This is a genomic window from Micromonospora sp. 15K316, assembly GCF_004348525.1.
Lineage (GTDB): Bacteria > Actinomycetota > Actinomycetes > Mycobacteriales > Micromonosporaceae > Micromonospora.
This window is the reverse complement of the sequence record NZ_SMKG01000072.1, coordinates 1-26,595: the sequence shown is the minus strand read 5'-3', so window position 1 is coordinate 26,595 and position 26,595 is coordinate 1. Positions and strand designations below refer to the sequence as shown.

At 69.4% G+C, this 26,595-nt stretch carries 24 protein-coding genes and 1 pseudogene; 8 read left to right on the top strand and 17 right to left on the bottom strand.

Annotation, left to right across the window (positions count from 1 at the left end):
- Positions 1-342, top strand: a pseudogene (locus tag E1211_RS16135) (hypothetical protein); the annotation flags it as partial.
- Between the two features lie 350 nt (positions 343-692).
- Here E1211_RS16135 and E1211_RS16130 read toward each other — a convergent pair.
- Together E1211_RS16130 and E1211_RS16125 are read right to left on the bottom strand one after the other, a co-directional pair.
- A complete protein-coding gene (locus tag E1211_RS16130) occupies positions 693-2,030 on the bottom strand; it encodes an amidohydrolase family protein (protein ID WP_132349822.1) in 1,338 nt (445 codons plus the stop codon).
- 26 nt (positions 2,031-2,056) lie between these two features.
- Positions 2,057-2,797, bottom strand: a complete 741-nt coding sequence (locus tag E1211_RS16125; RefSeq protein ID WP_243709546.1) for an Atu4866 domain-containing protein — start codon at positions 2,795-2,797, stop codon at positions 2,057-2,059.
- 130 nt (positions 2,798-2,927) lie between these two features.
- Between E1211_RS16125 and E1211_RS16120 the strand changes: the two genes are divergently transcribed.
- Positions 2,928-3,776, top strand: a complete 849-nt coding sequence (locus E1211_RS16120) for a helix-turn-helix transcriptional regulator (protein WP_132349821.1) — start codon at positions 2,928-2,930, stop codon at positions 3,774-3,776.
- 302 nt (positions 3,777-4,078) lie between these two features.
- On the opposite strand, the gene E1211_RS16115 is transcribed toward E1211_RS16120, so the two are convergent.
- The 4 genes from E1211_RS16115 to E1211_RS16100 all read right to left on the bottom strand — a co-directional run bounded on the left by E1211_RS16115 (position 4,079) and on the right by E1211_RS16100 (position 8,131).
- Positions 4,079-5,524: a glycoside hydrolase family 43 protein gene (locus tag E1211_RS16115; protein WP_243709545.1), complete on the bottom strand. Its 1,446-nt coding sequence runs from the start codon at positions 5,522-5,524 to the stop codon at positions 4,079-4,081.
- A 150-nt stretch (positions 5,525-5,674) separates the two neighbouring features.
- Complete coding sequence (locus tag E1211_RS16110; protein WP_132349820.1) at positions 5,675-6,319, bottom strand: dihydrofolate reductase family protein; 645 nt, start codon at positions 6,317-6,319, stop codon at positions 5,675-5,677.
- Positions 6,320-6,763: 444 nt separating this feature from the next.
- Positions 6,764-7,204: a hypothetical protein gene (locus E1211_RS16105; RefSeq protein WP_132349823.1), complete on the bottom strand. Its 441-nt coding sequence runs from the start codon at positions 7,202-7,204 to the stop codon at positions 6,764-6,766.
- Between the two features lie 282 nt (positions 7,205-7,486).
- Complete coding sequence (locus E1211_RS16100) at positions 7,487-8,131, bottom strand: GNAT family N-acetyltransferase (protein ID WP_132349819.1); 645 nt, start codon at positions 8,129-8,131, stop codon at positions 7,487-7,489.
- Positions 8,132-8,390: 259 nt separating this feature from the next.
- Here E1211_RS16100 and E1211_RS16095 point away from each other — a divergent pair, with 259 nt between their 5' ends.
- Positions 8,391-8,831 carry a hypothetical protein gene (locus E1211_RS16095; RefSeq protein ID WP_132349818.1) on the top strand — a complete coding sequence of 147 codons (441 nt, stop codon included), beginning with the start codon at positions 8,391-8,393 and terminating at the stop codon, positions 8,829-8,831.
- A gap of 314 nt (positions 8,832-9,145) precedes the next feature.
- Entirely contained in the window at positions 9,146-9,913 is a 768-nt protein-coding gene (locus tag E1211_RS16090; protein ID WP_132349817.1) for a VOC family protein, read from the top strand.
- A 140-nt stretch (positions 9,914-10,053) separates the two neighbouring features.
- Here the strand turns inward: E1211_RS16090 and E1211_RS16085 are convergent, their stop codons facing one another.
- Together E1211_RS16085 and E1211_RS16080 are read right to left on the bottom strand one after the other, a co-directional pair.
- Complete coding sequence (locus E1211_RS16085; RefSeq protein ID WP_132349816.1) at positions 10,054-10,404, bottom strand: hypothetical protein; 351 nt, start codon at positions 10,402-10,404, stop codon at positions 10,054-10,056.
- A gap of 256 nt (positions 10,405-10,660) precedes the next feature.
- On the bottom strand, positions 10,661-11,671 hold the full coding sequence (locus tag E1211_RS16080; RefSeq protein ID WP_132349815.1) for a hypothetical protein: 1,011 nt from the start codon (positions 11,669-11,671) through the stop codon (positions 10,661-10,663).
- 66 nt (positions 11,672-11,737) lie between these two features.
- Here E1211_RS16080 and E1211_RS16075 point away from each other — a divergent pair, with 66 nt between their 5' ends.
- Together E1211_RS16075 and E1211_RS16070 are read left to right on the top strand one after the other, a co-directional pair.
- The gene (locus E1211_RS16075) at positions 11,738-12,319 is read left to right on the top strand and encodes a TetR/AcrR family transcriptional regulator (RefSeq protein WP_132349814.1); all 582 of its coding nucleotides are present in this window, start codon (positions 11,738-11,740) and stop codon (positions 12,317-12,319) included.
- Between the two features lie 207 nt (positions 12,320-12,526).
- Positions 12,527-13,594 carry a MerR family transcriptional regulator gene (locus E1211_RS16070; protein ID WP_132349813.1) on the top strand — a complete coding sequence of 356 codons (1,068 nt, stop codon included), beginning with the start codon at positions 12,527-12,529 and terminating at the stop codon, positions 13,592-13,594.
- Between the two features lie 167 nt (positions 13,595-13,761).
- Here the strand turns inward: E1211_RS16070 and E1211_RS16065 are convergent, their stop codons facing one another.
- Together E1211_RS16065 and E1211_RS16060 are read right to left on the bottom strand one after the other, a co-directional pair.
- Positions 13,762-14,373 (bottom strand): aldehyde dehydrogenase family protein, encoded by a 612-nt coding sequence (locus E1211_RS16065; RefSeq protein ID WP_207915384.1) that lies wholly within the window; start codon positions 14,371-14,373, stop codon positions 13,762-13,764.
- 220 nt (positions 14,374-14,593) lie between these two features.
- Positions 14,594-15,499: an AraC family transcriptional regulator gene (locus tag E1211_RS16060; protein ID WP_132349812.1), complete on the bottom strand. Its 906-nt coding sequence runs from the start codon at positions 15,497-15,499 to the stop codon at positions 14,594-14,596.
- A 513-nt stretch (positions 15,500-16,012) separates the two neighbouring features.
- On the opposite strand from E1211_RS16060, the gene E1211_RS16055 reads away from it, so the two are divergent.
- Positions 16,013-16,456 (top strand): nitroreductase/quinone reductase family protein, encoded by a 444-nt coding sequence (locus tag E1211_RS16055; RefSeq protein WP_132349811.1) that lies wholly within the window; start codon positions 16,013-16,015, stop codon positions 16,454-16,456.
- Positions 16,457-16,596: 140 nt separating this feature from the next.
- The gene (locus E1211_RS16050) at positions 16,597-17,625 is read left to right on the top strand and encodes an aldo/keto reductase (protein ID WP_132349810.1); all 1,029 of its coding nucleotides are present in this window, start codon (positions 16,597-16,599) and stop codon (positions 17,623-17,625) included.
- 155 nt (positions 17,626-17,780) lie between these two features.
- On the opposite strand, the gene E1211_RS16045 is transcribed toward E1211_RS16050, so the two are convergent.
- The 7 genes from E1211_RS16045 to E1211_RS16015 all read right to left on the bottom strand — a co-directional run.
- The gene (locus E1211_RS16045; protein ID WP_132349809.1) at positions 17,781-20,192 is read right to left on the bottom strand and encodes a glycoside hydrolase family 28 protein; all 2,412 of its coding nucleotides are present in this window, start codon (positions 20,190-20,192) and stop codon (positions 17,781-17,783) included.
- 284 nt (positions 20,193-20,476) lie between these two features.
- Positions 20,477-21,916 (bottom strand): glycoside hydrolase family 28 protein, encoded by a 1,440-nt coding sequence (locus E1211_RS16040; protein WP_132349808.1) that lies wholly within the window; start codon positions 21,914-21,916, stop codon positions 20,477-20,479.
- On the bottom strand, positions 21,913-23,619 hold the full coding sequence (locus E1211_RS16035; RefSeq protein WP_132349807.1) for a glycosyl hydrolase family 28-related protein: 1,707 nt from the start codon (positions 23,617-23,619) through the stop codon (positions 21,913-21,915). The genes E1211_RS16040 and E1211_RS16035 overlap by 4 nt, the downstream gene beginning before the upstream one ends.
- A 584-nt stretch (positions 23,620-24,203) precedes the next feature.
- On the bottom strand, positions 24,204-25,199 hold the full coding sequence (locus E1211_RS16030) for an NADPH:quinone oxidoreductase family protein (RefSeq protein WP_132349806.1): 996 nt from the start codon (positions 25,197-25,199) through the stop codon (positions 24,204-24,206).
- A gap of 193 nt (positions 25,200-25,392) precedes the next feature.
- Positions 25,393-25,818, bottom strand: coding sequence for a low temperature requirement protein A (locus tag E1211_RS32545; RefSeq protein ID WP_256371321.1), 426 nt, complete (start codon positions 25,816-25,818; stop codon positions 25,393-25,395).
- Positions 25,819-25,995: 177 nt separating this feature from the next.
- Complete coding sequence (locus tag E1211_RS16020) at positions 25,996-26,307, bottom strand: hypothetical protein (protein WP_132349804.1); 312 nt, start codon at positions 26,305-26,307, stop codon at positions 25,996-25,998.
- Between the two features lie 94 nt (positions 26,308-26,401).
- Positions 26,402-26,595 (bottom strand): transposase family protein (locus E1211_RS16015; protein WP_165947264.1); only part of this gene is annotated, 194 nt, incomplete at its 5' end.

The following is a 26,595-nucleotide window of genomic DNA, read 5'->3' as shown; positions in this document are numbered from 1 at the left end:
ACCCCCCTGTGCCCCTACATCGGCGCCGCCGTCGAACTCCACGACCCCCAGCACCCCGCATCCCAGTACGCGCGCGACTACAAGAAAGCCGTCGCAGCGCGGCTCGCCGACACCGCCCGGGAAGCCGGCGCCGCCGACCCTGAACAGCTCGGCGAGCAGCTCGCACTGCTCATCGACGGCGCCGCGGCCCGGACCCGGGTTCTCAACGCCGACGCCTTCCCGACCGCCGCCGCCATCGCCGCCGTGCTCATCGACAACGCCATCCCCGCGTCATCTCCTCGGCAGCCCAGCGATGACTGCGGAACTACCGGGTCTGCTCCCGTTCCGGCAGGAGGCCAATGACGGCCCGATCACCCCTTGTCGCCCGAAGACGACGTCGAATTCGGCGCGACCGGAGCGGTAGATAACGTGGTAGAAGGGCAAGAACAAACCCGACTCGCAGAAGGACACCAACCGGGCTCATGCCGGCTTCGCGGGCCCGGCGAACGTAGCCAACGCCCGCGCTTCGCCTACCCCGCGAGCGGACACCAGGACGGTGTCCGCCGGGTTAGGGAGTAGGCGGTTCAGGTGGAGTCGGCGGCTGAATCAACTGGTCGACCAGGTCTGCAGGGCGCCGCAGCAAGTTCCGGCCCGGGCTTCCGTGGCGGCCCGGACGGCCGACCGCTGGAGATCCTCGTCGTCGGACGGCTTGGTCAGACCCGGCCGGCAGCTGTTCGGATCGAGTCGCGGGACACGGTCACCTCCCGGCGTAGCTGGTCGACGTCGACGTCGACCAGCCGTCCGCCCGTCTTGCGGATCCGGCCGGCCACCATCACCGTCTCGATGTTGCGGCTGTCCGCGCCGAGAACCAGCGTGCCGATCGGATCGTTGAGCGGCATCGTGTTGACGTCGCCGGCGTCGACGACCAGCAGGTCCGCCTGCTTGCCAGGCGTCAGCGAGCCCGTCACCTGCCCGAGCCCGTTCGTGCGCGCGCCCTGCAGGGTCGCGAAGTCCAGCACGTCCCGGGTCGTGATCCGGTCCGGTACCGCTCCGCTGCCGTGGGAGCCGGCCACCGCCCGCATCCGCTGGATCGCGTGCAGCGTCCGCATCTGGGTGAACATGTCGCTGGCGAGCGCGACCTCCACGTCGATACTTAGTCCGGGCCGGATGCCGACCGCCAGCGCCTCGTCGATCGCCGGGACCGCCGTCTCCAGGCCGATCTGCGCGTCCGAGGTCGGCGCCAGCGACACGGTGGTCCCCGTGTCTCTCATGGCCCGCCACGCCTCGGCGCTCAGGCCGGTGGCGTGGATCAGGGTCACGTCGGAGCTCAACAGCCCGTCGGCGGCCCACCGCAGGATCGCGGCGGAGGACGGCGCGCCGAACACCGCGTCGACGCTCACGCCGAGACCGAGGTCGCGGGCCACGGCCGCCAGGTCCCGCCCGTAGGCGAGTGCCGGGCCGGCGATCTCGTCGGTGGCGAGCGCCGCGAGGCGCAGCGTCACGAGGCCGTGGTTCGCCCCGTGGTACGCCGACCGCAGTCGCGCGAGGTCGGCGGGCCACTGCCGGTCCCACTCCCCGAAGTGTGGGCCCATCGAAGCGTGCACGCCCCGGATGCCCGTGTCGACCAACGCCTGGACCGCCGCGTCCGAGTGGGCCGCTGTCCGGGAGTTGTGGGAGAAGTCCAGCATCGTCGTGATGCCGGCGTCGAGAGCCGTCAGGGCCGCGAGACGGGTGCCCACGTACATGTCGTGGGGGGTGTAGGCGGGGGCGATCCCGGCCAGCGTCGACGTCACGTACTCGGCGAGATCGGTCACGTCCGGGATGCTGCGACGCAACTGCGCCTCCCACGCGTGCCGGTGGGTGTCGACGAAGCCCGGGCTCACGATGCGCCCCGTCGTGTCGACGACGGTCGCGCCCGCAGCCTCCGGGTGCGACCTAAGGTCGGGCCCCACGGCCACGATCCGGTCCCCGCGCACGAGCACGTCGCCGCGTTCGAGGTCGCCGATCTGCGGGTCCATGCTGACGACCGTGCCGCCGGTGAACAACATCATCTTCGTGTCTCCTCGATCGTCTCTGGTCACTGGCGGTGGAAGGTGCAGCCGGCGTGGTGCAGCACACCGTCGGCGAACCGGCCGTACGCCCAGAAGCCCAGGTCGTCGCGGTAGACGATCCGGTCGCCGTCGATCCAGAACGACCCCTGGTACGCGTGTGGTCGGCCGCCCCTTGTCTCGTCGTACCGGCCGTCGGCGGTCAGCTCCTGGTGCACGAAGCCCGTCTCGTCTACCCACATTCCGAGGTACGGGCTCCGCACAGCGCGGGGCCGGCGGTCGGGCTCGGGGTCGGGGTCGGCCGGAGCCGGGGTGAGGCGGCGGCCGTTGACGAGGGCGAACTCGCCGTCGACGACGACGGCAGCGGCCTGTCCGGGCCGCCAGATGATCATCTCCAGCTGGGAAGTCCCGGCGGACCGGTCGGCGACCACGGCGAACGTGGCTGGGTTGCCGGGTGTGAGCGTCCCTACTCGGTCGGCGCCTCGGAGGCGAAGGCCGGCGAGGGCGGCGCCGTCGACAACGGCGGGGACGATGGTCAGCCCCGTGCAGTCGACGACTATCGCGCCGTCGTCCTCCGCGGCGGTGTGCAGGCTCGGGCCGACGGCGACGATCACCTCGCCGCCGAGCAGCAGATCGGCGCCTTCGAGGTCACCGATCACCGGGTCGAGGGTGTGGATGGTGGCGTTGACGAACATCAGCGGGTGACGCCGGTCACCGCTGTTCGCGGTGACCGTGGCCAGCACCGCTTCGTCGAGCATGGGGTTGCTCACCGGGGTACCTCCGTGGGTTGCGACTCTTCCCTCCCACCGTCGCGACTCCGGCGGCGGCCAACCAGGGCGGGCATCGCCTGGGTGCGGCGCACCCTGGCTGACCGTGGCCTGCCTGGCTACGCTCGGTGGCATGCCTACCAGCGCTCTCGGGGCGTTCCTCGCTGCCCGGCGCGCCCGGCTGACGCCGGGTGACGTCGGTCTCGCCTCGGCCGGGACCCGCCGGGTCGCCGGGCTGCGGCGCGAGGAGGTCGCGGTACTGGCCGGCGTGAGTGCTGACTACTACACCCGGCTGGAACAGGGACGGGAGCGCCACCCCTCGGCGTCCGTCCTCGACGCGGTGGCCCGCGCGCTCGATCTCGGGCCGGACGCCCGCGAACACCTGTTCCGGCTGGCCGACGCCGCACCCGGCAGCGTGCCGACCCCGGCGCGGCCCCACGTCGAGCAGGGCCTGCGCGAGCTGCTCGACGCATGGCCGGACACTCCGGCGATCGTCATCGACCGTCGGCTCGACCTGCTCGCCCGCAACGCGCTCGCCGGCGCGTTCTACGCGGACTTCGCAGAAGCCGACAACATCGTCCGGATGACGTTCCTCGACCCGGCTGGCGGCAGCTTCTTCGCGGACTGGACGCGGGCCGCCGAGGCGTGCGTGGCGAACCTGCGGCTCGCGCTCGGCCACGACCCCCATGACCGGCGCACTCGGCGTCTCGTCGAGGAGATGAGCGCGGCCAGTCCCGAGTTCCGCCGGCTGTGGGAGCGCAACGACGTGCGGGGCAAGACGCACGAGGCGAAGACGTTCCGGCACGGCGCGGTCGGCGAGTTGACGCTGTCGTACCACGCGTTCGACGTGCGCGGCTCCGCCGGCCAGCAGCTCATCGTGTACCGCGCGGAGCCGCACAGCCCGAGCGCCGACGCGCTCCGGCTGCTGGGCACGCTGGCCGCCGGCGAGCGGCCGGTGCGGCTGTCGGCGGGCAGCAGCTGACGCGGGGCATGCCGGGTCACGTCGGTCACCGAGCCCGCACCGCTACCGTGGTCACGAAAACGTGGACCACAGTCCCCGCCTTCGGCGCTGATGCTAGGGCGACAGGGCGTGCAAGATTTGTGCGCGACGGCGTGCTCCTCTGGCGAAGCACTCCGTCACGGCGTCGGCACCTCGACCCGCCGAAGCCGTGACGCAAGCCCGACCTGGCGGATTTCCCGTCGGCGACAGCGACCCACCTGGGCCGGGCGCTTGTCCGACGTACGAGCATTACTTGCGATCCAGTCAATCCCGGCCCTGGCACCCTATTGATTGGTGATGGCGACGTTGTCGAAGGCGGCTGCGGCGTTGTAGACGCGAACACCCGACTTGCCGGACGTGTGGGTGGCGTCGGTGACCGAGATCCTGGGTGTGGTCATGTCACCGACGTACACCTTGATGGAGGTGCCGACGGCCACCACGCGCAGGTGGTACTGCTGGCCGGCGATGACCGGCAGCGGCGCCGCACCGAGCAGGGTCCAGTTGTTGTCAGCGCGGCCGAGGATCACCCGCCCGGCCGGGGTGATGCCGGCGTAGTAGCCGCGGTAGGCGTCGGTTCCGGTTCCCACGTTCGAGGCCCGGAACACCAGTCCGGCGTCGCCGATGCCGGACGTGACCCTGACGTCGAGGTCGTAGGTGGCGTTCACGTGGTTGTCGTCGAGCAGTGACTTGCCGCCGTAGGAGGCGGTCGTGCGGTACTGGCCGCCGCTGACCGACCAGGCCCCGCCGTACGTCTTCCAGCCGAGGGCGTTGCCGTCGGCGAAGTTGTCCTTCACGAGCATCTTCACGCGCTGGATCGTGCCGTCGGCGTTGAAGTTCATCCGGTCGTAGGCGACCTGCCGCGCGTTGCCGTCGGTCTCCGACAGCGGTCGGCGGTGGTAGAAGATGTACCAGGTGTCGGTGCCGGGGATGTTCAGCACCGAATTGTGCCCGGCGCCGCGCGCCACCGCGGAATCCTGCGCCAGGACTCTGTCGAGCCGGGTGAAGGGGCCGGTGGGTGAGTCGGCGATCGCGTACGCCACGGAGTAGTTGGGGCCGGTCCAGCCGCCCTCGGACCACATCAGGTAGTACTTGCCGTTCCGCTTGAACATCTGCGAGCCCTCGACGTACCCGCTCGGAGTGATCTCCTTGTACGTCGTGCCGTCGGGGAAGGTGCCCAGGCTCGTCATGTCGGGGTTCAGCTTCGCGACGTTGGCGTGCCGCCAGCCGCCGTAGTAGATGTACGCCTGCCCGTCGTCGTCGATAAAGACGTCCTGGTCGATCGGCTGGGCGCCGTTGACGAACTGCGCGATCAACGGCCGCCCGATCGCGTCGGTGTAGGGCCCCTCGGGCCGGTCGGCCACCGCCACCCCGATACCGCCGAGCTCGCTGTTGCTCTGGATGTCGTTGGCCGCGAAGTACAGGTAGTACTTGCCGTTGCGGGCGATCGGGGCGGGCGCCCAGACGGCGTACCGGGCCCAGCTCACGTTGGCGGTGGTGAGGACGTTCGGGTGCTTGGTCCAGTTGATCAGGTCGGTCGAGGAGAAGGCGTCGAGGTAGGTCTGCTCCGCGTACGGGCGGGACGCGGTCGGGAACACGTAGTAGCGGTTGTTGTAGATCGCCACGTCGGGATCGGCGTACCACCCGGCCACGATCGGGTTGCCCGCCTCGGCGGTCGTGTACTCCGGCAGCGCCGCCGACGCCGGAGCGGCCGCCACAGTGGCAGCGAGCACCGTAGCGACAGCAACGACCTTACTGAGGGTGCGACCTAGCATCGACATCCAGCAATGCTTTCCAGTGTTGCTGGATGTCGTCAAGTGTTTGGTCGCAAGAAAAAGGATCTAACTGGCTGGATGTCGGACAATCAGGGTCTCACGTCGGCGTCAGCCGTCGCGTCCGGCACCGCGATCGGGTGCGCCCATGTCACCCGTCGCGGGCGTGCCGTCGGCGAGCCCGTAACGCAGGAACACGGTGCCCTTCGGGCCGGCTACCGGCGGTTCGAGGAGTGTGAGGTTCGTGGGCACCGCGCCGCCGTCGAACACCTGCTTCCCGACGCCGAGCACGATCGGGTGCACCCAGAGGTCGAGACGGTCGAAGAGTTTCTCGCGCAGGAGGGTCTGCACCAGGTTCAGGCTCCCGACGACCTTCACGTGCGCGTGCCGGTCACGGATCTCGCGCACCGCGCCGGCCAGGTCCGGGCCGAGGTGTGTGGACCCGGCCCACGAGAGGTCGGGCCCGCCGCGGGAGGCCACGTACTTCGGGACGCTGTTGAACAGCGTCGCGATCTCGTTGTCCTCGCCGCCCTCCTGGTGCGGCCAGTAGGCGGCGAAGATGTCATAGGTTCGCCGGCCGAGCAGGAGGGCGTCCGTGCCCTCGTACGCGGCACCGACCTGCGCCCCGGTGACCTCGTCGAGCAGAGGTGCCTGCCAGCCGCCGAACGGGAACCCCACCGGGTCCTCGTCGGGGCCGCCGGGCGCCTGCCCGACGAGGTCGAGGGTTGCGAACAGCTCGATGTGGATAAGGCCCATGCCTTACTCCCGATCAGTTGGTGGTCTCGGTCGAAGGTCAGATAGCTGGTGTCATCCTGGCGCTCGATTGCGCCCTGCGGCGCGTTTTGCTGTGCGCCGGTGTGTCCCGGGTTGGTTCCGTTGAGCTGTCCGTGCCCGGCCGCGCCACGTCGCACGAGGGTTGCCGGGCTTCGGTCGGTCGGTCCACCTGTGCGAGCCCACCCGCTTCTCTACCGGCCGGTGTAGGCCGCGAAGCCAGTCGCGGACGCGCCTCGCCGCCAAGGTCATGAGATCGATCGGCGTACGCCGAGCCGCTCGGAGGTACCGCTCACCGGCAGTTCAGGATGGGACAGCTACCGAGCGGCACGCCCTCACTCGGTGAATATGCACAGGCGGCGGCAGAAGAGTGAGACCGTGGTCGCCTATGGCCGAGGCAATCCCGTCTGTCGGTGTGCCGATGGCGTTTCAGTCCAGGCAGCGGACTCGGACCGCGACGTGCATCCGCTGGGCACCATCAGTGTCCCAGTCGATGACGGTCAACTCGGCCCGGTGATGGTCCGTGGAAACCGGATCGCCGCCATTCCCGCCCAGACAGGTCGGATAGGTGCCATCCGAGTGGCTCGTCCCCGCGACGTCCTGCCAATTGTCGGTAAGCACGGAGTAGATCGTGTCCCCGTCGTCGGGCTTACGGACGACGCCATCCACCTCGAACGCGATCAGTCGCGTCTCCTCGTTCGACCAGGTGACCGCCCCCGTCAACACCACCGCGGTCGCCGAATGCCGATCATGCGACACCCCGGTCCAATAGCCGCCGAGCGCAGCGATGCCTGCCGCGATCACTGTGAGCACTACCGGTACCCGCGCACGCCGGATCGTTGCTCCGAGGGCAGGACGTTCCACTTTCATGATCGGCACGAGGGCAGGGTAGGGCAGCGACGCACGCACGGTCCATCGGATCCAGCAGCCGACAGGAGGCACTTGCCGCGGCCGCCGTTCAGGAGGCCCAGGGGTGACGGCCAACAGGGCGGCCACGTCACCGAGGCGACGCCGATGAGCCATACCACTGTCAGCAGCGCGCCGACGCCTGGCGCCCACGGCGCCGCAAGTCGGCGATCCACGGCCGCACCGTATCCACAACCGGCCAGTGAGGCGAGGGTGGCAAACGGTGGGCGGTATGAGCGGATGCCGTCAGAGGCCGAACGTTGGGCGACATGCTGTCATGCCGTCGACCCGTACTCCGAGCCGCTCTTGCTGACTCATCCACTTCTGCCTGGTGAGCCGTAGGCGGTCGGAGACGACGGCCTCGCCGTTGCGGGCGTCAACCGAGATGCCGTCGTCCTCGTAGCCGAGCTTGCGGGACACTCTCTGCGAGGCGTGGTTGTCCTGGAAGACCTCGGTGAGCGCCGCACGCGCGTCGAGGTGGTCGAAGGCCAGCGTGAGCAGACCGACCCGAGCCTCGGTTCCGTAGCCCTTGCCCTGGTGTCCGAGCCCCAACCACGAGGAGGTCGTGACCTCGCGAACAACCAGGAAATCACGTGCTCTCAGCGTGACCATGCCCAGCGGGTCTCCGTCATGGAAGACCGCGAGTCCGAGGCCCCATGCTGCCACGCTCCACCCCGCGAGCCGTCCCCAGTGTCCCTGCAGGACGAACCGCGCCCGATCCTCGGGACTGCCGTCGGTCCACGGGGTCAGGAACGGCCGCTCGTCCGCCCGGTGCACGCCGTTGCCCGCCAGGTGGGCGAGTGCGGCGAGTTCCTCCTCGCGGGGGAGCCGGAGTTCGAGTCGTGGCGTAACGATGGTCAGGCCGTACTGGGGCCACAGGTCAGCGAGCACGGACCCGATCATGACGACCGGGCCAGCGCCACGCCAGTGAGTTGCCGAGTCGCGGGCTGTCATCGGCACGACCGGGCGAGGCGCGGCGCGCGCCAACTCGTCACGATACGCGGCTCGCGGCTCGCGGCCCGCGGCATGAGCGTGAGAGCTACTCGTACCCGGTCGCCGGCCGGACGAGCTGGGCGAACAGCCGCCAGGACACGTCGGGCACATCGGGCGAGCGGCGGTGCGTCATGGATGTCACGTACCTTCGACGGCTGTGGACTTGGCACTTGTGGTGTTGCCCAACGGACGTGACATCGCACTGACCGAGGCGCATCTGGCGTTGACGTACGGTGGGTTGCTCGAGGGCTACCCGATGCGGCGACTGAACGACATGATCATGGGCGGGCTGGCGCAGCGAGCGGCACGCGTCCTGCCCGGCGCGCCGGTCCACGTCATCGACCCTCCACGGACCCAGGAGTCAGACCTGAAATCTGATTCGCTTCCGTTCGGACCGGTGGAGACGCTTCCCTCAGTGATCGTGATGGGACGATTCTCGTCAGGGCCCGTCGACGACGGCAAGGACCCCGTACTCCACCGCTCCCAGCTGGTGATCGTGTGGTTGCAGCACGATGCCGCGCTGCCGTCCCCCGATGCCGCGCCGCCGGACCTCAGCGCTGTCGAATGGGGGCGGTGGGCGGAGGACTTCGAGATCTGAAGCCGCCCTGACATCGATCGCCGAGATGATCGGGCCGGCCGTCCACGCGCCACCTCTCGGCAGACCTGGACGACGGTTCAGCTGACGATTCGCCCGATCCGCCCCGTTCGACGCGCGGACGGTGCCACGATGCCCGCAGGGCGTGCCGGCGGTGGCCGCCCCCAGTCGAGAGGGGTCGACGTGAGTACCATCCCGCCGGGCACGCCCTGCCGGGCCGACCTGGCCATCCTGGATCTCGCCGACGCGGGCTACCCGGGGCCGTTCGGTGGGACCCGGGCGGATCACGCCGGAGCAGGGGAAGCGAAACCGAAGCCATGACGGATATTCCACCGGGGGCACCCGCCTGGATCGACCTGGTCACCACCGACCTTGACGGCGCGGCGCGCTTCTACGCGCCCCTGTTCGGCTGGGCCGTCGCCGACGCGGGACCGCAGGCCGGGGCTGACGACCACCTCGTCTTCCATCAGCAGGGCAAACCGGTGGCCGGTGCCGGGCTGGGTGCCGGCCCGCAACAGCCGCCTGCCTGGCTGCCCTATCTGGCGACCGATGACGTCGAGGAGGTTTGCCGGCGGGTGACCGCCGCCGGTGGCTGGATCCTGACCGAGCCCGTCGACGTTCCCGGCTCCCGGCGAACGGCGCTGTTCGCCGATCCGGCCGGGGCGTCGTTCGGGGTGTGGCAGTCGCTCGGCATGCCGGGAGCCGAGGTGTTCGACGTGCCCGGCTCGCTGACCTGGCCTGAGCTGACCACGCGGGAGTCGGACGGGGCGAGGGAGTTCTACGGGTCGGTGTTCGGGTGGACGGCGGACGAGCAACCGATGGGTCCCATCACCTATACGACGTGGCAGCTGGACGGACGCCCCGTCGCCGGGATGATGCCTATGGTCGGTGAGGACTGGGGTGATCTTCCGTCGCACTGGATGGTCTACTTCGCGGTCACCGACACCGACAGGGTCGTCGCCGAGGCGATTCGGATGGGCGCGACGCTCGCCGTCCAGCCGACGGACCTGACGCGGGGCCGGTTCGCGGTCCTCACCGATCCGCAGGGGGCGTTCTTCTCGGTCCTGGGGACTACTCCGCCCTGACCGTACGCAGCTGCACACCGGTGGCCCGTGGTCGCCGGTGTGCAGCCGAACGGTGGCCCCGGCGTGGGTCGTGTGCTGGGCACGCGGCCACCGTTGCCGCGATCCGGCTGTGGGTCAGGACGTGATCCCGCGGTCGGGTTTCAGAGCCATCGTTGTGCTGCTTCGACGCTGTCCCCGCCACTGGTGTTGAACGCGATGGCGGCTTGGGGGGCGTGGCGGCGGATCAGGTTCACGATCTGCTCGAACAGCGGGAGCAGTTGCTCGGTCTTGCGGATCCCGCCGCCGACGACCACGACATCCCACGGCTGCTCGGTGAGCGAGGTGACGAGCGTCGACTCGGCCGATTCGTCGAACACGATCAGCGCCATGGAGGCGTCGATGCCCTGCTCACCGAACCGGGTCAGCTCCGCATCCAGTGCGGCACGAAGTGCTTCTGCGTCGGCGCCAGGTATCGCATGCGGGTCGTAGCCGACAACAAGTGCGGAAGGCATGCGGCCAACCTACCCAGCCTGCCCGAAGGTGATCCGCGGGGCAGCCTCGACTACGGGGTCAGCACGATCTTGCCGAAAGGCGACCGGCGGCCATCTTCCGGTGCGCCACCGCGAGGTGCTGCGACGGCAGCACCTCGTGTGCCACAGTCTGGAGCTCGCCACGGCCTGCGGCGGCGAGCTCATCGCCAGGAATGACCGCCGGCCGGGCCTGCCCACGGTCGCGCTGGGCGGTAGGCGGCCGAGCGAGGGCGTGCGACTACTTCGCGAGGGCATGAGTGCGCGTGCGGCCGTATTCGGCCAGGGCGTGGAACGCGACCTTCGGCGTCCACGAGCCGTCCGGCAGTACCCGCACGATCCCGCGCGCGGCCAGGTCGTAGTCGTGCTCCGGGTCGCCGGTGGTCGGTAGGTGCCGGTTCGCGAACGTGTACACGAACGCTGCCTCCACCCCGCCGGTCTCGTAGTCGTGCAGCAGGTCCACGAGGTAGCGGGCCTGGCCCTCCTCGTCACGCTCCAGCGGTGCGGTGAGCTTCGCGGCGCGGCCGTGCTCGTCGTAGGTCACCGGTTCTGCCGCGCCCGCGACGTCGGCCGCGCCGCGGAACGTGCAGCAGCCGAACTCGGTCGCGGCGTACGGCTTGCCCTGCCCCACCGCCGCCGCCAGGGTTTGTGGAAACGCTGCCGCGTTGGTCGCGTCGCGGTATCCGGCGTCGCTGGCGATGATGTCGAACAGCGCCCAGTCGACGTCCTCCAGCGGGATCGAGGCGTAGCCGACAGGGCCGCCGAATCGCTCTCGCACCGCGGGCACCGCCTCGGCGAGGAAGTCGCGCACCGCGGCGCGCGCGGCCGGGACCGCCTCCCGCATCCGCATCGGGTCGGTGAACAGCGCCATGCGCTCTGCCAGGTCACGGCCGGGCAGGAAGCCGTCGGTGAACATGGAGATCTCGGAGCCCGTGAGGTACACGACCGAGGCGCCGCTGCGCCGCAGCCGCTCGGCCCGCTCCGCGCCGTCGAGCACGAACGCCATGAGCCCGTCGCGGTCCAGGCCGTTGGTGAACGGGCAGTACCACACCTCGAGCCCAGCCTCGGCGGCGGATCGCGCGGCCAGCTCCAGCCGATCCTGGACACCGCCGGTGATGCGCACCGCGTCGCAGTGCAGCTCGTCACGGATGACCCGCAGGTCGCGCCGCACGGTCTCGGGGTCGAACGGTTCGTGGGTCGTGGAACCGGCGCTCACGAAGCCGGTGTCGTAGTTCATGCCGAAGACGCGCATACAGATTCCCCTCGCTTTTACGGTACGCCGCGTACCCTATAGGGTACGTCGAGTACCCTGCAAGGCGTGAGCACGAGGCGCCGGGGCGAAGAGCTGGAACGGGCGATCCTGCACGCCGCGGCAGAGGAACTACGCGAGTCCGGGTACGCGGGGATGACCATGGACCGGGTCGCCGCCCGCGCCGGGACCAACAAGAACGCCATCTACCGCCGGTGGCCGCATCGGGCTGCGCTGGGCATCGCGGCGTACCGCCACCTGTCCGACGCCGTGATGCCGAACCCCGACACGGGCACCCTGCGCGGTGACGCGCTCGAGATGCTGCGGCAGGCCAACGAGACATGGTCCTCGCCGCACGGGGCGGTCCTACGCGGCCTGCTGGCGGCTGCGGCCGATGACCCGGCGCTACTCGCCCTCATGCGCGAACGGTCGGGCGCGGACACCATGGACCGCGCCTGGCTGACCATGCTCGAACGCGCCGTAGCACGCGGCGAGGCGCCGCCGACGGCCGCCCATCCGCGCGTCGCGACAACACCGATGATGCTGCTACGAGCCGAGTACGCGATGCGCGGCGTCCCCTCCGTCCCTGACGAGGTACTGATCGAAATCGTCGACGAGGTCTTTCTGCCGCTCGTACGCGGGCGCGCCTGAACACCCACCCGCCGAACGCGACCACCGCGGCGCGTTCCGATGGTGGTGGTTGCTCCCCCATCAGCACGCCGCCTTACGGCTCGCCCCGATCACACCTGCCCGCAGGGCCGGTCCGGGCCGGCGTTGCCCGGCGCTTGACCTTGACCCATGGGCAAGCCCCACCGTGGTCCGTGCCGGCCACCGGGCCGGCACGAGGAGGATGACATCGTGGGGCTGCTGACGATCGGCGCGTTCGCCCGAGCGGCGCGGCTGACACCGAAGGCGCTACGCCTCTACGACGAGGTGGGGCTGCTGACGCCCGCCGCGGTCGATCCCGAGTCCGGATACCGGTTCTACGAGCCGGAGCAACTGACTCACGCCCGGCTGATCGCTAAGCTGCGCCGGATCGGCATGCCGCTGGCCGACATCCGCACGGTGTGTGAGCTGGAGCCCGACGCGGCGGCTCACGCGGTCACCGCGTACTGGCGGCAGGTCGCCGCCGACACCGCGAACCGCGCGTACCACGTCGCCCGCCTCGTCGAGCACCTGTCCAGGAAGGGCGACAGCATGACCGACACCAACCACCCCAGCCCGAGTTTCCACTACGCCGTGCGCTGCGATCAGGGACACGGACGCGACAGCAACGAGGACGCCGCCTACGCCAGCGACCGGCTGCTCGCCGTCGCCGACGGCACCCGAGGAGCCGGCGCCGCCGCCAGCACCGCCGCCGTCAAGGCCCTCAAGACCCTCGAACTGGCCGACAAGCCGGTCGTCGAACTGCTCGCCATGCTCGCCGCGACAGTCGACGACGTCGACCGGACGGTACGCGCCGCCGGCACGGACGAGGCCCAGCCCGCCACCACGCTGACCGCTGTGCTGCGCCGCGGATCGCAACTGGCTCTGGTCCACATCGGCGACACCCGGGTCTACCTGCTGCGCGGCGGTGAACTCTCCCAGCTCACTCAGGACCACACCTGGGTCCAGAGTCAAGTCGACCACGGCAAGCTCAGCCTCGACCAGGCCGCCATCCACCCGCGGCGCGCGCTGCTCACCCGCGCGCTCGGCGGCAACCAGCCCGTCGAGGCCGACCTGGCGCTGCGCACCGCCCTGGCCGATGACCGCTACCTGCTCTGCACCGACGGCCTGTCCGCCGTCGTCGATCGTCGGGACCTGCACACCGCCCTCGCCGAGGCCGGCGAACCCGAACCGACAGCGCAACGGCTGATCGACCTCGCCTACGCCGCCGGCGCACCAGACAACATCGCCTGCATCGTCGCCGACGTCGTCGCCGTGTAGCGGCGCCCTCAACACGGCAACACGGCATCGCCGGCCTGTCGTCGCTATGGAATACCGCCGCCGCTGGCGCGGGCGGGTCGGCCGAACCCCGTGCCGGGGTGCGCGCCGAGACTCGGATGTCTGCGTACGCATACCAGCCACGCGGTCCGGCCGCGCCTGTCACAACATCACAGACCTGGGCTCCAGGAACCTTTCAAGCCGAAGCTGCCGTATTCGCGGCCGAGGCCTGACTGCTTGAACCCGCCGAACGGGGACAGCGGTTCGTAGCCGCCGTTGATTGACACCCGTCCCGCCTGGAGGCGGGACGCGATGTGGCGTGCTCGCGCGGGGTCGCTGGAGAACACGTAGGCGTGCCGGCCGTAGGTGGTGTCGTTGGCGATCTCGACGGCGTGGTCCTCGTCACGGTAGGTGATGACCGACAGGACCGGTCCGAAGATTTCCTCGCGTGCGATCGCCATGTCGTTGGTGACGTCAGCGAACACAGGCGGTCGCACGTAGTAGCCGTCGGGAAGTTCGTCGGGGCGACCGGGTCCGCCCACGACGATCCGGGCGCGCTCCTCCAGCCCATGGTGGATGTAGGACTGGACACGTTCCCACTGCCGCTGGCTCACCATCGGGCCGACGGCGGTCGCCGGGTCGCGCGGGTCACCGACCCGGTAGTCGGCCGCGACCTTCTTCGTGATGAGCGCGAGAACGTCGTCGAGTTGCTTCTCCTGGACGCCCGGTGGCGGGGTTGTACAGGTCGAAAAGTTCCGTGCCGTGCGGGGTGACGAGCTCACCGTCGATGCAGATCTTGTTGATCACGTCTTTTTGCATGTCGATTGATCTCCTTGATTCGCGAGCCGCCGAATAAAGACCACCACCAGTCGCCTCTTCCTTCGCGGTGACGGGTGCGGAGTCGATAATCCGTTCCGTATCTCCAATACAAGCGACGCCGCGAGAACGGGGCTAGCACGATTATCTTTCGTGGTCGCGCAATCCTCTTCCGCTACACGACTTTCAGGGCAGCGCCGCGGGGGCGGGAACGGCCCCACCGCGCATACGGGCCGCGTCGACGCTGGGCGGAACACCGAACTGGCGCCGGTACTCCCGGCTGAACTGGGACGGATTGTCGTAGCCGACACGGTGGCCGACACCGGTGACGTCATGCGGACGGGTCGCCAGCATCAACCTCGCCGCCTGCAGCCGAAGGTTCTTCTGAAACTGGATGGGTGCCATCCCCGTCACCGCCTGGAAGTTCTTGTGGAAGGCGGGCACACTCATCCCCGAAAGCCGTGCTACCTCCTCGACCCGAAACGGTCGGTTGTAGTTCTCTCGGATCCACTGCACAGCACGTCTGATATGCGCCAGGCTGCTGTCAGCCAGACCGAGCTGACGGACGATGCCACCTTGTTCCCCGGTCATCAACCGCCAGAGGATCTCCCGTTTGACCAGCGGAACCAGTACCTTCCGATCCCCTGGCCGGTCCAGCAGACGCAGTAGCCGCACAATCGCGTCGAGCAATTCGTCCGGGGCGTCGGTGACTGCGACTCCCGACCGTACGGCGCCAGGAGACTTCGGGAGATCCCCCGGACCGGTCTGCAACAGCAGCTCCGCGATGGCGGCGGGTTCCAGAGTCATCCCGAAGGCAAGTGCGGGGCGGCCCGGGACGGCATCGACGAACTCTCCTGTCACAGGCAGGTCGACCGAGGCGACGAGATACTGACCCGCGCCGTACTCGTAGACCCGGTCGCCCACCGCCAGACGCTTGGAGCCCTGAGCGACGACCGCCAAAACCGTGCCGGACATCGAGGAGCCGGGCAGAACGGTATGGTCCGCTCTGCAGATCCGGACACCCTCGATGGCAGTGGTCAAATCGGGACGTGCATGCCGTTGCAGCAGTTCGCAAAGCTCTTCTGCAGACATGTCACCAGTGCAGCACAGAACCCGCGCCGGCCGTCCGGCAGCGAAAGGATCGTGCAAGGATTGAAGAGTTACGCGCAAATCCGTCTTGCGGACGGCAAGAGCGCCGAGCCCGCCTCGCCGCGAGAGGCCGGTCTTCCCGGCCCGTACAGCGTCGATTGTTATGCATCCACTGACGCCTGGCGACGCTGCAGACCCGACGCGGTCGGCACCCGTGGCGGAGCCGGCCCCGCCCGCCGGCGCACCGGCGCTGCCGGGAGAAGGCCCGAGCGAAGAGAATAGTGCAAACACCCAAGACGATTCTGCTAGCACAGGGTTTGCGGATTTGTTTTGCTGGTACCACGGGAACGAACACGGGATTCCGGGCCAGTACTGGCAAACAGGAGGCAAGGAATGAGGTTCGGCCGAATTCAACCACCGCCTTCTGGGGGAGAAGCATGAGCCACCACACCGTGGGCCGGACCGAAACGCCGGCGAGGTGCCCTTCGACGACGAACGGCCGATGAGACCGTGACCGTGGATGACACCGTCGCGCGAGCCCTCGCCATCGGACCGGACTCTTCCCCGGCTGAGCGCACCATCGACATCACCACACTGGGCGCACGCACCGGCATTCCGCGCCGCATAGAAATCTGGTTCCACCGTGTCGACGGTCGCTGGTACCTCAGCGGCACGCCCGGACCCCGTAGCTGGTACGCAAACGTGCGCGCCAATCCGCGGTTCGTGGTGCATCTCAAGCACGGGGTCCACACCGACCTGCCCGCGACCGCGGTGCCGGTCGACGAGCCGGCCCGACGGCGGGTGATCACCGCAATCCTCGACCTGCAGAACCGTCCAGAGATCGCGGCGCGGGTCGCCCGGCGCCAGGAATTCGACGACTGGTTCGCGCGCAGCCCGCTTGTCGAGATCGTGTTCGACGACGAGGAGCTTCAGACGGCGTCCTCGGCGCGAGACGGGTAGTCCGGACCGCAGGAAACGGATCTCATCGTTCGCGTCCGCCGTCTGGTCGGCTTTCCGGCCCCGGCGCGTCGGGTTCTTCGCGCAGCGCGCCGTTCGCCAGCGCCGGCCACTCAACACACACCTCTACGGGAGACAGAACCATGAAATACCGCTCACTGGGCCGGACCGGAATCCGGGTCAGCCCCTATGCCCTCGGCACCATGATGTTCGGTGCCTTGGGTAACCCCGACCACGACGACTCGATCCGGATCATCCACCGGGCGCTGGACGCGGGGATCAATTTCATCGACACCGCCGACGTGTACTCCCAGGGCGAATCCGAGGAAATCGTCGGCAAGGCGCTCAAGGGACGCCGCGACGACGTCGTGCTCGCCAGCAAGGTGCACTACCCGATGGGCGAGGACCCGAACCACCGGGGCAACTCACGGCGCTGGATCATGACCGCGGTCGAGAACTCCCTGCGCCGCCTGCAGACCGATCACCTCGACCTCTACCAGATCCACCGCCCCGACCCGACTGTCGACATCGAAGAGACCCTGTCGGCGCTGTCCGATCTGATCCGCGGCGGCAAGGTCCGTGCGATCGGCACGTCGACCTTTCCGGCCTCGGAGATCGTCGAGGCGCAGTGGGTCGCCGAGCGGCGCGGCCTGGAGCGCTTCCACACCGAGCAGCCGCCGTACTCCATCGTCAACCGGAGCATCGAACGCGAGGTCCTGCCGATCGCCCAGCGCTACGGGATGGGCACCCTGGTGTGGAGCCCGCTCGGCCAGGGCCTGCTCACCGGCCGACACCGCAAGGGCAAGCAGACCGACACCCACCGGGCAGGCCATACGCCGGAGTACTTCAGCGACGAGCGCAAGCTCGAGGTGGTCGAACAACTCATTCCGCTCGCCGAGGGTGCCGGCCTGCCCATGGCCCACCTCGCGATGGCGTTCGCGATCGCGCACCCGGGGGTAACCTCGGCGATCCTCGGGCCACGCACCATGGAACAGCTCGACGACCTGCTCGCCGGCGCCGACGTCACCCTGGACGACGAGATCCTCGACCGGATCGACGAGGTCGCCCCGCCCGGTACCGACGCCGGCCCCAACCAGGCGGCCTACACACCTCCGGCCGTCTCGAACGTGAGCCTGCGCCGCCGGCCGATCGCCGAGCGTTCCGCGGCCTGAGACGACGGCTTCGGTTGCGCCGGGAGCATCAGTTCCCGGCGCAACCAGGCGGCCGGGTCGCAGGATGTGCTGTTTTCGGACGGCGCACCTCAGCCCGTTCCCGTGACCGATGGCGCGCACGGGAACGGGCGGAAGGACGAGCGCCGGAGTGCCGGTCAACCCGTTGGTGCGACCACCACCTGGTACACCATCGTGTTCATGTTGATGCCGTCGTAGAAGTTCACCGCGACGTAGTGCCGATCCTGGTACCAGCTCTGGTCGTCGTCGAGGGTGATCGGCCCGGTGGTGAAGCTTCCGTCGGCGGCGAGAGTGGTCGGGACGGCCGTGCCGCTGCGGTCCACGAACACCCGGACGGTGCCCCGGTCGACGAAGTCGGGGTAGGTCGACAGGTCCACCTTGCCGCGCAGGGTGAAGGTCCGCGCCGGCACCGGGGTGATGACGTCCGGGGCCGGGATGCTCGCCGCGGTCAGCCGCACGGCCTGGCCCGAGTCGGTCACCGCCTCGGTCTCGTCCCGTAGGTGCAAGGGTGTGGAGTGGTAGACCGTGCGCTGCAGGGTCGACGGGTTGACGTAGGAGACGTCCTCCACGACGAAGTTCTTGATGTTCTTGTTCCCCCGGAAGCCGGCGTCGAGGGTGTTCGTGGTGTAGAACTCCGAGTTGCGGTAGTAGACGTTCTCCACCGGCGAGCGTGACGCCGCGCTGGACATCTGGAAGGTCGTCCGACCCGGCGTCATGGTGGGCGCCGTGTCGACGTTGTCCAGGTAGATGTTGCGGATGGTCGGGTTGAACACGTCCGCACCCGGGAACGGGACGGTCTCGGAGTAGTTGCCGTCGAACTGGACCATCCCCGAGATGCCGCTGCGCAACAGACAGTCCCGCAGGTAGATGTTCTCCACGTACCCGCCGCGGTTGGAGTTGGTCTTGATCTTCAGCGCCAGCGACAGTCCGGGACCGCCGAACTCGTTGTCGTGGATGAAGACGTTGCGGACTCCCCCGGACATCTCGCTGCCCATCGAGACCGCCGCGGACCCGCCGCCGTCGTTGTTGTAGACCGAGTGCCGGATGATGATGTCCTCGCTGGGGCCGCGGTGCTCCCGGCCGTTGACGTTGCGGCCGGCCTTGATCGCGGCGCCGTCGTCGCTGACGGTGACGTGGTTGTCCTCCATCACGACGTGACTGCTGGACTCGGGGTCGACGCCGTCGTCGTTGTTCCAGCCGCCGGCCTCGAAGTCCTTGGTCTTGTCGCTGTAGATGTCGAGGTTCCGGATCAGGACGTTTTTCGAGCTGACCGGATGCACGATCCAGAACGGCGTGTTCCGGATCTGCACGTCCTCGATGAGGACGTTGCGGGATGCGTAGGTCTGGATGAGCGACGGCCGGAACGTCGACCTGAGGGGTACCGCGTCGGCGGGCGGTGGCACGGCGCGCACCGACTCGCCGTCGATCACCGGGATGGTGGCCGGCAGGTGCCCGTCGTCGGAGAAGATGCGCTTCGGGATCGGCACGTCGGCGTAGTTCATGGCGTTGAGGACGCCGTTGGTGCCGTACGGCGCGTCGGTGTCCTTGTTCTCCACCGACGGTTCACCCCAGTAGCCCTTCTTCCAAGGGCGCCAGTTCCACATGTCCTCCTGCCCGTCCAGCAGGCCGCCGCCGGTGACCGCGATGTCGGTCTGGTGCAGCGCGTAGACGAAGGGCGAGAAGCTGTAGAGGTCGGTGCCCTCGTAGCTGGTCAGCACGACTGGGTAGTACTCGTTCGTCTTGTTGCGGACGAACTTCACGGTGGCGCCGGTCTCGATGTGCAGGTTGATGTTGCTCAGCAGGGTGATGGCGCCGGAGTAGTAGGCCCCGTCGGGGTTGCGGGAACCGCCGGCCGGGACTACCACGATCCCGCCGCCGGCCCGGTGGCAGTCGGAGATCGCCGCGGCGATGGCATCGGTGTAGTACCAGACCTGATGTGAGGCGTAGACCAGCGGTGAGGTCTTGACCGCCGGATCACCGGCCTCGTTGCCGACGGCGTACCGCTCGGTGATCTGCCGGACCAGGTGGGCGTACCGGTGGGCGGTGATGTCGCAGCGGCGGTCCGGGAACACCGGGGTGTTCGCGTTGACGGTACGGTCGATCTCGTCGTACCGGGGATGGTTCCAGTAGACGCCGTCGCGCCGCTCGGCGTCCGGGTCGTCGATGGCGAAGGTGTAGCTGGCCTGGGAGTGCCCGTCCTCGGCGGTGACCCGCAGCCGGTCCCCCGCCTCGATGCGCTCGGCCCGTTTCTGCCTGCCGTGCCCGTCGACGACGGTGAGTCGTTGCCGCGACCGGTCGGAGGCGACCAGCCGGCCCGTGACCGCGGGCACCCGGGCGCCGGCGCGCACGGTGATGCTGGACGTGCCGACGTTCGTGACGACGGGCGCGGAGCCCGGGCGGACCACCACGACAGTGCCCGTCGAACGCACCCCGGGCCGGTCTGCGGCGGCCGTCGTGTCGTCCGGCCCGGCGAGGCTCGGGCCGGACAGCCCGGCCGTCAGGGCCGCCACCGCGCCCAGGCACAGCAGAAATCGAGTACGACGCTTCACTCCTGGGCTCCTCTCAGCGGGCCTGGCCTGTCAGATCTCGCGGACGTCGACGTGATCGGCAATCCGCACGTCCTCGACGTCGTGCCCGGGCAGACCGACGATCATGGACGGGTAGCGCGGGTCAGCGGTAGGACGCCGGCGGCCGCGACGACACCGAGCCGGAGGGCGTCGCGACGGTTCGAGGATCTGGTCATGCTTCTCCTTCCGGTACGGCGCACGGCGAGGCGAGAGACTTCCGGCGCAGCCGGCTGCCTGCTCGATCAGCCGCCGCCGGGGTTGCGTGTTCACGCCGAGGCCGGGTCGAGCGGCGCGCCGTTCTCCCGCACGTTGCGCAGCACGAGGTCGTCCACGTACTCGACCACGGCGGGCTGGCTGGTGGTGCCGAAGTCGACGTCGGTGAGGGTCACTCCGCGGATGTGCGCGTCCGGATAGCCGCGGAGGTTGAGCGCCCGGCCGGCCGAGCGTGCCGTGAGGTTCCGGACGTCGATGTCGCCGACGAACGGGTTGAACCCGTACCCGGGGCCCTCCTCGTAGTAGAAGTTGATGTCGATGACCGCGCCGGCGACCTCGCCGATGCGGATGTCGCGGGCGTGGAAGCCGGTGATGAACCCGCCGCGTACCGAGTTCGTCTTGAACCGCAGCGCGATGTCCAGGTTGGGGCTGGACATCTCGCAGTCGTCGACGAAGACGTTGCGGACGCCGCCGGACATCTCGCTGCCGATGGTCACACCGCCGTGGCCGTCGCGCATCAGGCACCCTTCGATGAGGATGTCCTCGCTGGGCACGGCGACCCGGCGCCCGTCGGCGTTGCGCCCGGACTTGATCGCGATGCAGTCGTCCCCGGTGTCGAAGGTGCAGTCCCGGATGACGACCAGCCGGCTGGACTCGGGGTCGCAGCCGTCGTTGTTCGGGCCGTGCGAGTCGACGGTGACGCCCTGGACGAGGACGTTCGTCGACAGCGTCGGATGGATCTCCCACATCGGGGACCGGACGATCGTGACGCCCTCGATGAGCACGTTGCGGCACCGGTACGGCTCGATGAACGACGACCGCAGGTAGTCCCCCTCACCGAAGACCCGCCGCGCGACCGGCACCCCCTGTTCGGCCATCGCGAACAGCCGGGCCCGGGCGTCGTCCTGCTTGGGGTCACCGGGCTTCCAGCCGTACTCCGGCTTGCCCTTCCACGGCCACCAGTGCGCGTTGTCCGCCTGGCCGTCCAGCATTCCGCCGCCGGTGACGCCGATGTTCTGCTGACCGTAGGCGTAGATCAGCGGCGAGTAGTTGTAGAGCTCGACGCCTTCGAACCGGGTCAGCACGGCGGGCAGGTAGTCGGCCGGGTTCTGGCTGAACAACACCACGGCGTCGGCGGTGACGTGCAGGTCGACGTTGCTGAGCAGGTGGATCGGGCCGGTCACGAAACGACCGGCCGGCACCAGCACGTGGCCGCCCCCGGCGGCGTGGCAGGCCTTCACGGCCCGCCGGATGGCCGCCGTGCAGTCGGTGGCGCCGTCGCCCACCGCGCCGTACCGGAGGATGTTGAACCAGCGATCCGGGAAGTGCGGGCGCCGCACCTTGGCGCTGATGTACCGGGCGCGGGCCCAGCGGTTCCCGGTGGGCGCCGGATCGGCGTACGCCCGGCCGCCGACCAGCGGGGGCAGGGCCGCGGCGGCACCCGTCGCCGCCGCCCAGCGAAGGACGGTTCGCCTGCTGTGTTCCGTGGTCATCGCACTCTCCCGGGCTTCTCGTGCCGGCCTCGTTGGGCGAGGTAGAGGTCCTCGACGGATGGCGCCGACCCGTGGTCGGCGAGCAGTGACTCCAGGTCGCCGGAGAAGTCGCGGGGCAGGCCGCTGCCGGTGTCCTCGACGCCCCGCACGCCGACTGTCACGCTGCGCGGCGCCACGTCGGCGATCGTGATCGCGTACGGCCGGCCGTTGGTGATGCGCACGTTCCAGTGCGCCATCCGCGCGCCGAACAGCGGTCCGGACGCGGCGGATCCCCCCACCCGGCCGTTGTTCTCCACCGTGATGTCGGTGCGGACGTTCTCGAACGGCAGCGCGCGGTGGGTGTCGAAGGTGCCTTCCGCCATGCGCCCGCGCCGGTAGACGTTGCCGGCCGAGAGCCCCTCCACGTTCAGGCCGTGGTGGATCGCGTCGGAGGGAACCGGGACGGTGAACCGTTCGATCTCGAAGTCCTCCACCAGGTTGTCGTTCGACTGCATCCGGCAGGCGAAGCTGTGGTGGGCGGCCCGCCCGCCGACGGTCACCCCGGTGAGGGTGACCGCCTTGGCGGTGGTCAACCCGAACCCGAGGTCGCAGTTCTCCACGCGGACGTCGCGCGCCCAGCAGTCGTGGACGGCCTGGAAGCACACCCCGTTCGAGCCGGGGTGCCGGTTGTGCGCGGTTTGCGGGACGGGTGCGTTGCGGATCGTGAGGTGCTCGACGCCGGCGTCGTGGACGGTGGGGCCGATCGCGCGCAGCCGGGCCGGCCAGCCGGGCCGCAGGTCGTACTTGAGGGGCTGCGCCAGCCGGACCGTCCGGTCGCCGAGCACCGCCGCCACCCGCACCGGCCACTGCAGGGTCGCGTACTGCACGTACTGCCCGCCGGAGCCGGTGACCAGTTGCGGTGCGCCGCGCGGCCAGTCGTAATTCCGGGTGCCGGGCACGTCGCCGGCGAGGTGGCGCAGCAGGCTCGCGTCCGGCGGGTTCTGGCACTCGAGCACGACCATGTCGCCGGGGCTCAGCCGGCCGGCGCCGGAGACCACAAGCGTCCGCTGGCCGCGGGAGGCGCTACCGACCTCGGCGAGCACGTCACCGAGCAGCCACCCCTCGGTGCCCGCGTACTCCTCGGCCTCGGAGCGGGCCCGCCGCTCCGGCGCGATGAACCAGATCTGTCCCCCGGTCCACGACCAGCGGCTGTTGCCGTTGGGCTGGCGGTTCGGCCGGTAGCCGTCGTCGAGGGTACGGGTGCAGTGCAGCACGGTGGCGTCCTGGCCGGCCCCGCGCAGCACCACCCCCGACCAGTGCATCCAGACCGGCCCGGAGAGCGTCCAGGTCCCCGGCGGCACCAGCACCACTCCCCCGCCGTGCTCGCCGGCGTGGCGTACTGCCGCGTTGAACGCCGCGGTGCAGTCCGTCCCGTCCGGCCGGGCGCCGAAGTCGGTGACCTTCGTGGTGATCCGCGGCCGCGGCGGCTTCTGGCCGAGCCGGTAGCCGGCGGTCGACACGTCCGGCAGGAGCGGATGGCTGCCCGGCGCCTCCCGCCACTGCCGCAGGAGGTCCGCGGCGGCGTCGCCCGGCGGGGCGAGGCCGACCGTCGCTGCCGCCCGCGCGGGTTCGGCGACGCCGGTGAGCGTCGTGGCGGCGGTGGCGGCGGCCCCCAGACCGAACAGCCCGCGTCGGGTGATGGCGGGATCCGTCCTCGGCGCCATGTGGCCTCTCCTCCGAACTCGTCGGGGACCGCGCGGACCTGAAATCGTTTGCGGTCCGACGTTCACGACACCAAACAGTTCGCCAAGGGTCAATGCGTCACAGGCTTGAAACTTGTTTCAGAGTCGATCTTCGATTCCGGTTGCCGCTGCCAGACGGGGATTTGAAGCTGCCGGTGGGCGACGAACCGGCCCGAGCCACAGTGGTGCCGCGAAACGTGTCTCACCCCCTCGGGGCATTGACGGGCACCCCGACGTTCGCCGCCAGCAGGTGACCGCAAACGATTTCGAAATGCTGCGGCGCCCGGCGGCGCAGACCCTGACCGAGTCGCGAGAGCCTCCGCGCTCCCGTCGCGGCACGGTCGTCTACACCGGCGGTACCGGGAAGTGAGGTGCGGCAGCAGTTCTCCCTGCGCTCGCCTGCTGTGCCCTGACCGGGAAGCCGACGCCAAGCAGCGAGTCGACCGAGGTCCGGTGGGTGCCGTACGACCAGCCGGGCGACTACGACCTCCACCCGTTTCGAGGGTGATGGTGGCCCGCAGGCGGGGTTCGACGTCGGCGAAGCGCTGCAGGATGGCAGCGCGTTCCTAGGCCGCCGCGACCCGGACCACGGACTTGCCCGCCACCGGGGCAATCTGGTTCGCGACCATCCGCGGCACCTCGTCGAAGCCGTAAACCGCGCCCACCGGTGTGGTGATGACGCCCCGCTCGGCCAGGTCGGCGAGGCGCTGCCAGACGGCGGCCTCCGCCTGCGGATCCTCCTGAGGCATGGACAGCACGCCGACCACTGTCTGGTTACGCAGCATCAGCTGCATCGGGTCGAGCGCCACGGGGGCGCCGCTGGCCAGGCCGACGAGGGCGATACGGCCGTTGCGGACGAGACTCTGCATGGCCTTCGCCGCGGTCTCGCCGCCCACCGGGTCGTAGATGATGTCCACGCCTCGTCCGTTCGTGATCTCGGCGATTCGGGCGGTGAGGTCCTGCGTGCGGTAGTTCACCCCGTGGTCCGCGCCGTACCGGGCGCAGAACTCCAGCTTCTCGGCGCTGCCGGCCACCGCGATCACGGTCGCGCCCAGTGCCTTGCCCAGCTGAATGGCGGTGGCACCGCTGCTGCCGGCCGCGCCCAGGATCAGCAGTGTCCGCCCTGCCTCGACCGGGACGCGCTCGACCAGACCCGAGTATGCCGTCCGGAACCCGATCGGGAACCCGCCGGCTTGCTCGTCCGTCATCCCCGCGGGGATCCGAATGGTCGATATCTCTCTCAGGTAGGCGTAGTCGGCGTACCCTCCCCAGCCCTTGAGGAATTCGCTGATACCCGCCACCTGGTCACCCACCGTGAAGCGCGAGCCCGCCGGTACGGCGACGACCTCGCCGGCCGCCTCTTCGCCGAGCCCGAACGGAGGATCGCCGAGCAGCGGGAACTTTCCCGCCGTCATCATCGCGTCGGGAAACCCGGCACCCGCGGCTCGCACCCGAATGAGCACCTGCCCCGGGGACGGTTCGGGCCAGGTGAGTTCCTGAAGTTCGATCGCCTCTTCCGGGGCGCCGAACCGCACCACGCGCCACGCACGACCAGAAAACATCTCGCCCCCCGCTGTTCCAGTGCCGACAACATCCCATCACGACCGTGCCGCCTGCCACGTTCACCTGTGACGACTTCGACACAGCCCCCAGGGCCGCCTGCCGTAGAGGTGAGGGTGGGTATTCATCTGGCACCTGCGGTCGGCTGCCACCTGAAGCGTTCGTAGCAGACGAGCGCGGCGAGGACAGCGGTGATCACGCCGAAAGCGCCGAGGGCGGGCGGGCTCCGCGCGACGGGAAGCAGTGCGAGCATGATGCCGGCCTCGACGACTGGGCGCGTGGGGTGTGTCCGACGGTGAAACGGAGGAGCAGGCCCCGGCCGATGAGGTAGACGACCGGGCCGCCGAAGAGGGCTGCTGTGGAGGTCCAATCCAGCGGCGCCCCGGCAGGATGCTGCGACGGGTGGTGGGCCAGGTGCTCGAGGACGAGTTCGATGCCCAGGGCCAGGTAGATGATCCCGGCGATGAGCGGGAAATGGGCCAGGCCGTAGGCGTTGATGGCGGGCCGTACGCGGTCCCGGTCGGGGAGACGCGCCAGGGCCTGTCCGGCCGGTGCGGCGGCGTTCTCGAAGTACAGCCACCACAGAGCCGTGGCAACGGCCACGGCGAGCAGTGCGGCGATCAGGGACCAGCCAGCGGGTGACCGCCGATCCGGCGCCGGCGCCCACCGCGATCAGCGACTCGCCCAGGGCGATAATCAGTAGCAGGCCGTGCCGGTCACACAGGTGGCTGGCACTGCGCAACCGAAATCGGTCTTTGCTGAACAGCGAGGCGCAGGCGGGCTGGCGGTGCGACCCCGCTAAGCCTCGTGCCATGGTGGCTCGGGCCAAGGCTCGACTGCTGGACCAGTTGTGAGAGTGAGGACGAAGTCGGGCACAGCGGCTTGCTCGTCGTCCGGGTCTTCGAGCTGAACGATCTCACACCGGTACATCTCGTTAGGCAGTTCGAAGACCAAGTCCTGGAGGTGCGGTTCGGGCAGGTGCACATCGTTGAACTGCGCGGCCATCGTCAAGGACTCGTAATTCGTCAGGTGGAGCTGCCCCGCCGTCACCTGAATCGACCCGATCGTTTGCCGAAACCCCGCCGGCGGCGCGAGTCCGTCGACTACCACGTCCACAGTCCAAAGGCCTTCCCGTCCCGTGCCCCACACCAGCAGAGATCGCTCCGCCATAGCGGCACGGAAGTGAGCCAACAATGGGCCTTTTTCATCCTGCGTAGCGGTTGGCTTCGACGTGGTGCAGAACGAGGATGGCCTGCACGATCGGAGTCGCTCGCCGTGGGCAGCAGCGCAGCTTGTTCAGGATCTTCCAGGTCTTGAGGGTGGCGATCGCCCGTTCGCCGCGGGCGCGGATTTTCGCGTGGGCGCGGTTCACGGCCTTTTGCCGGCGTGAGAGCTTCG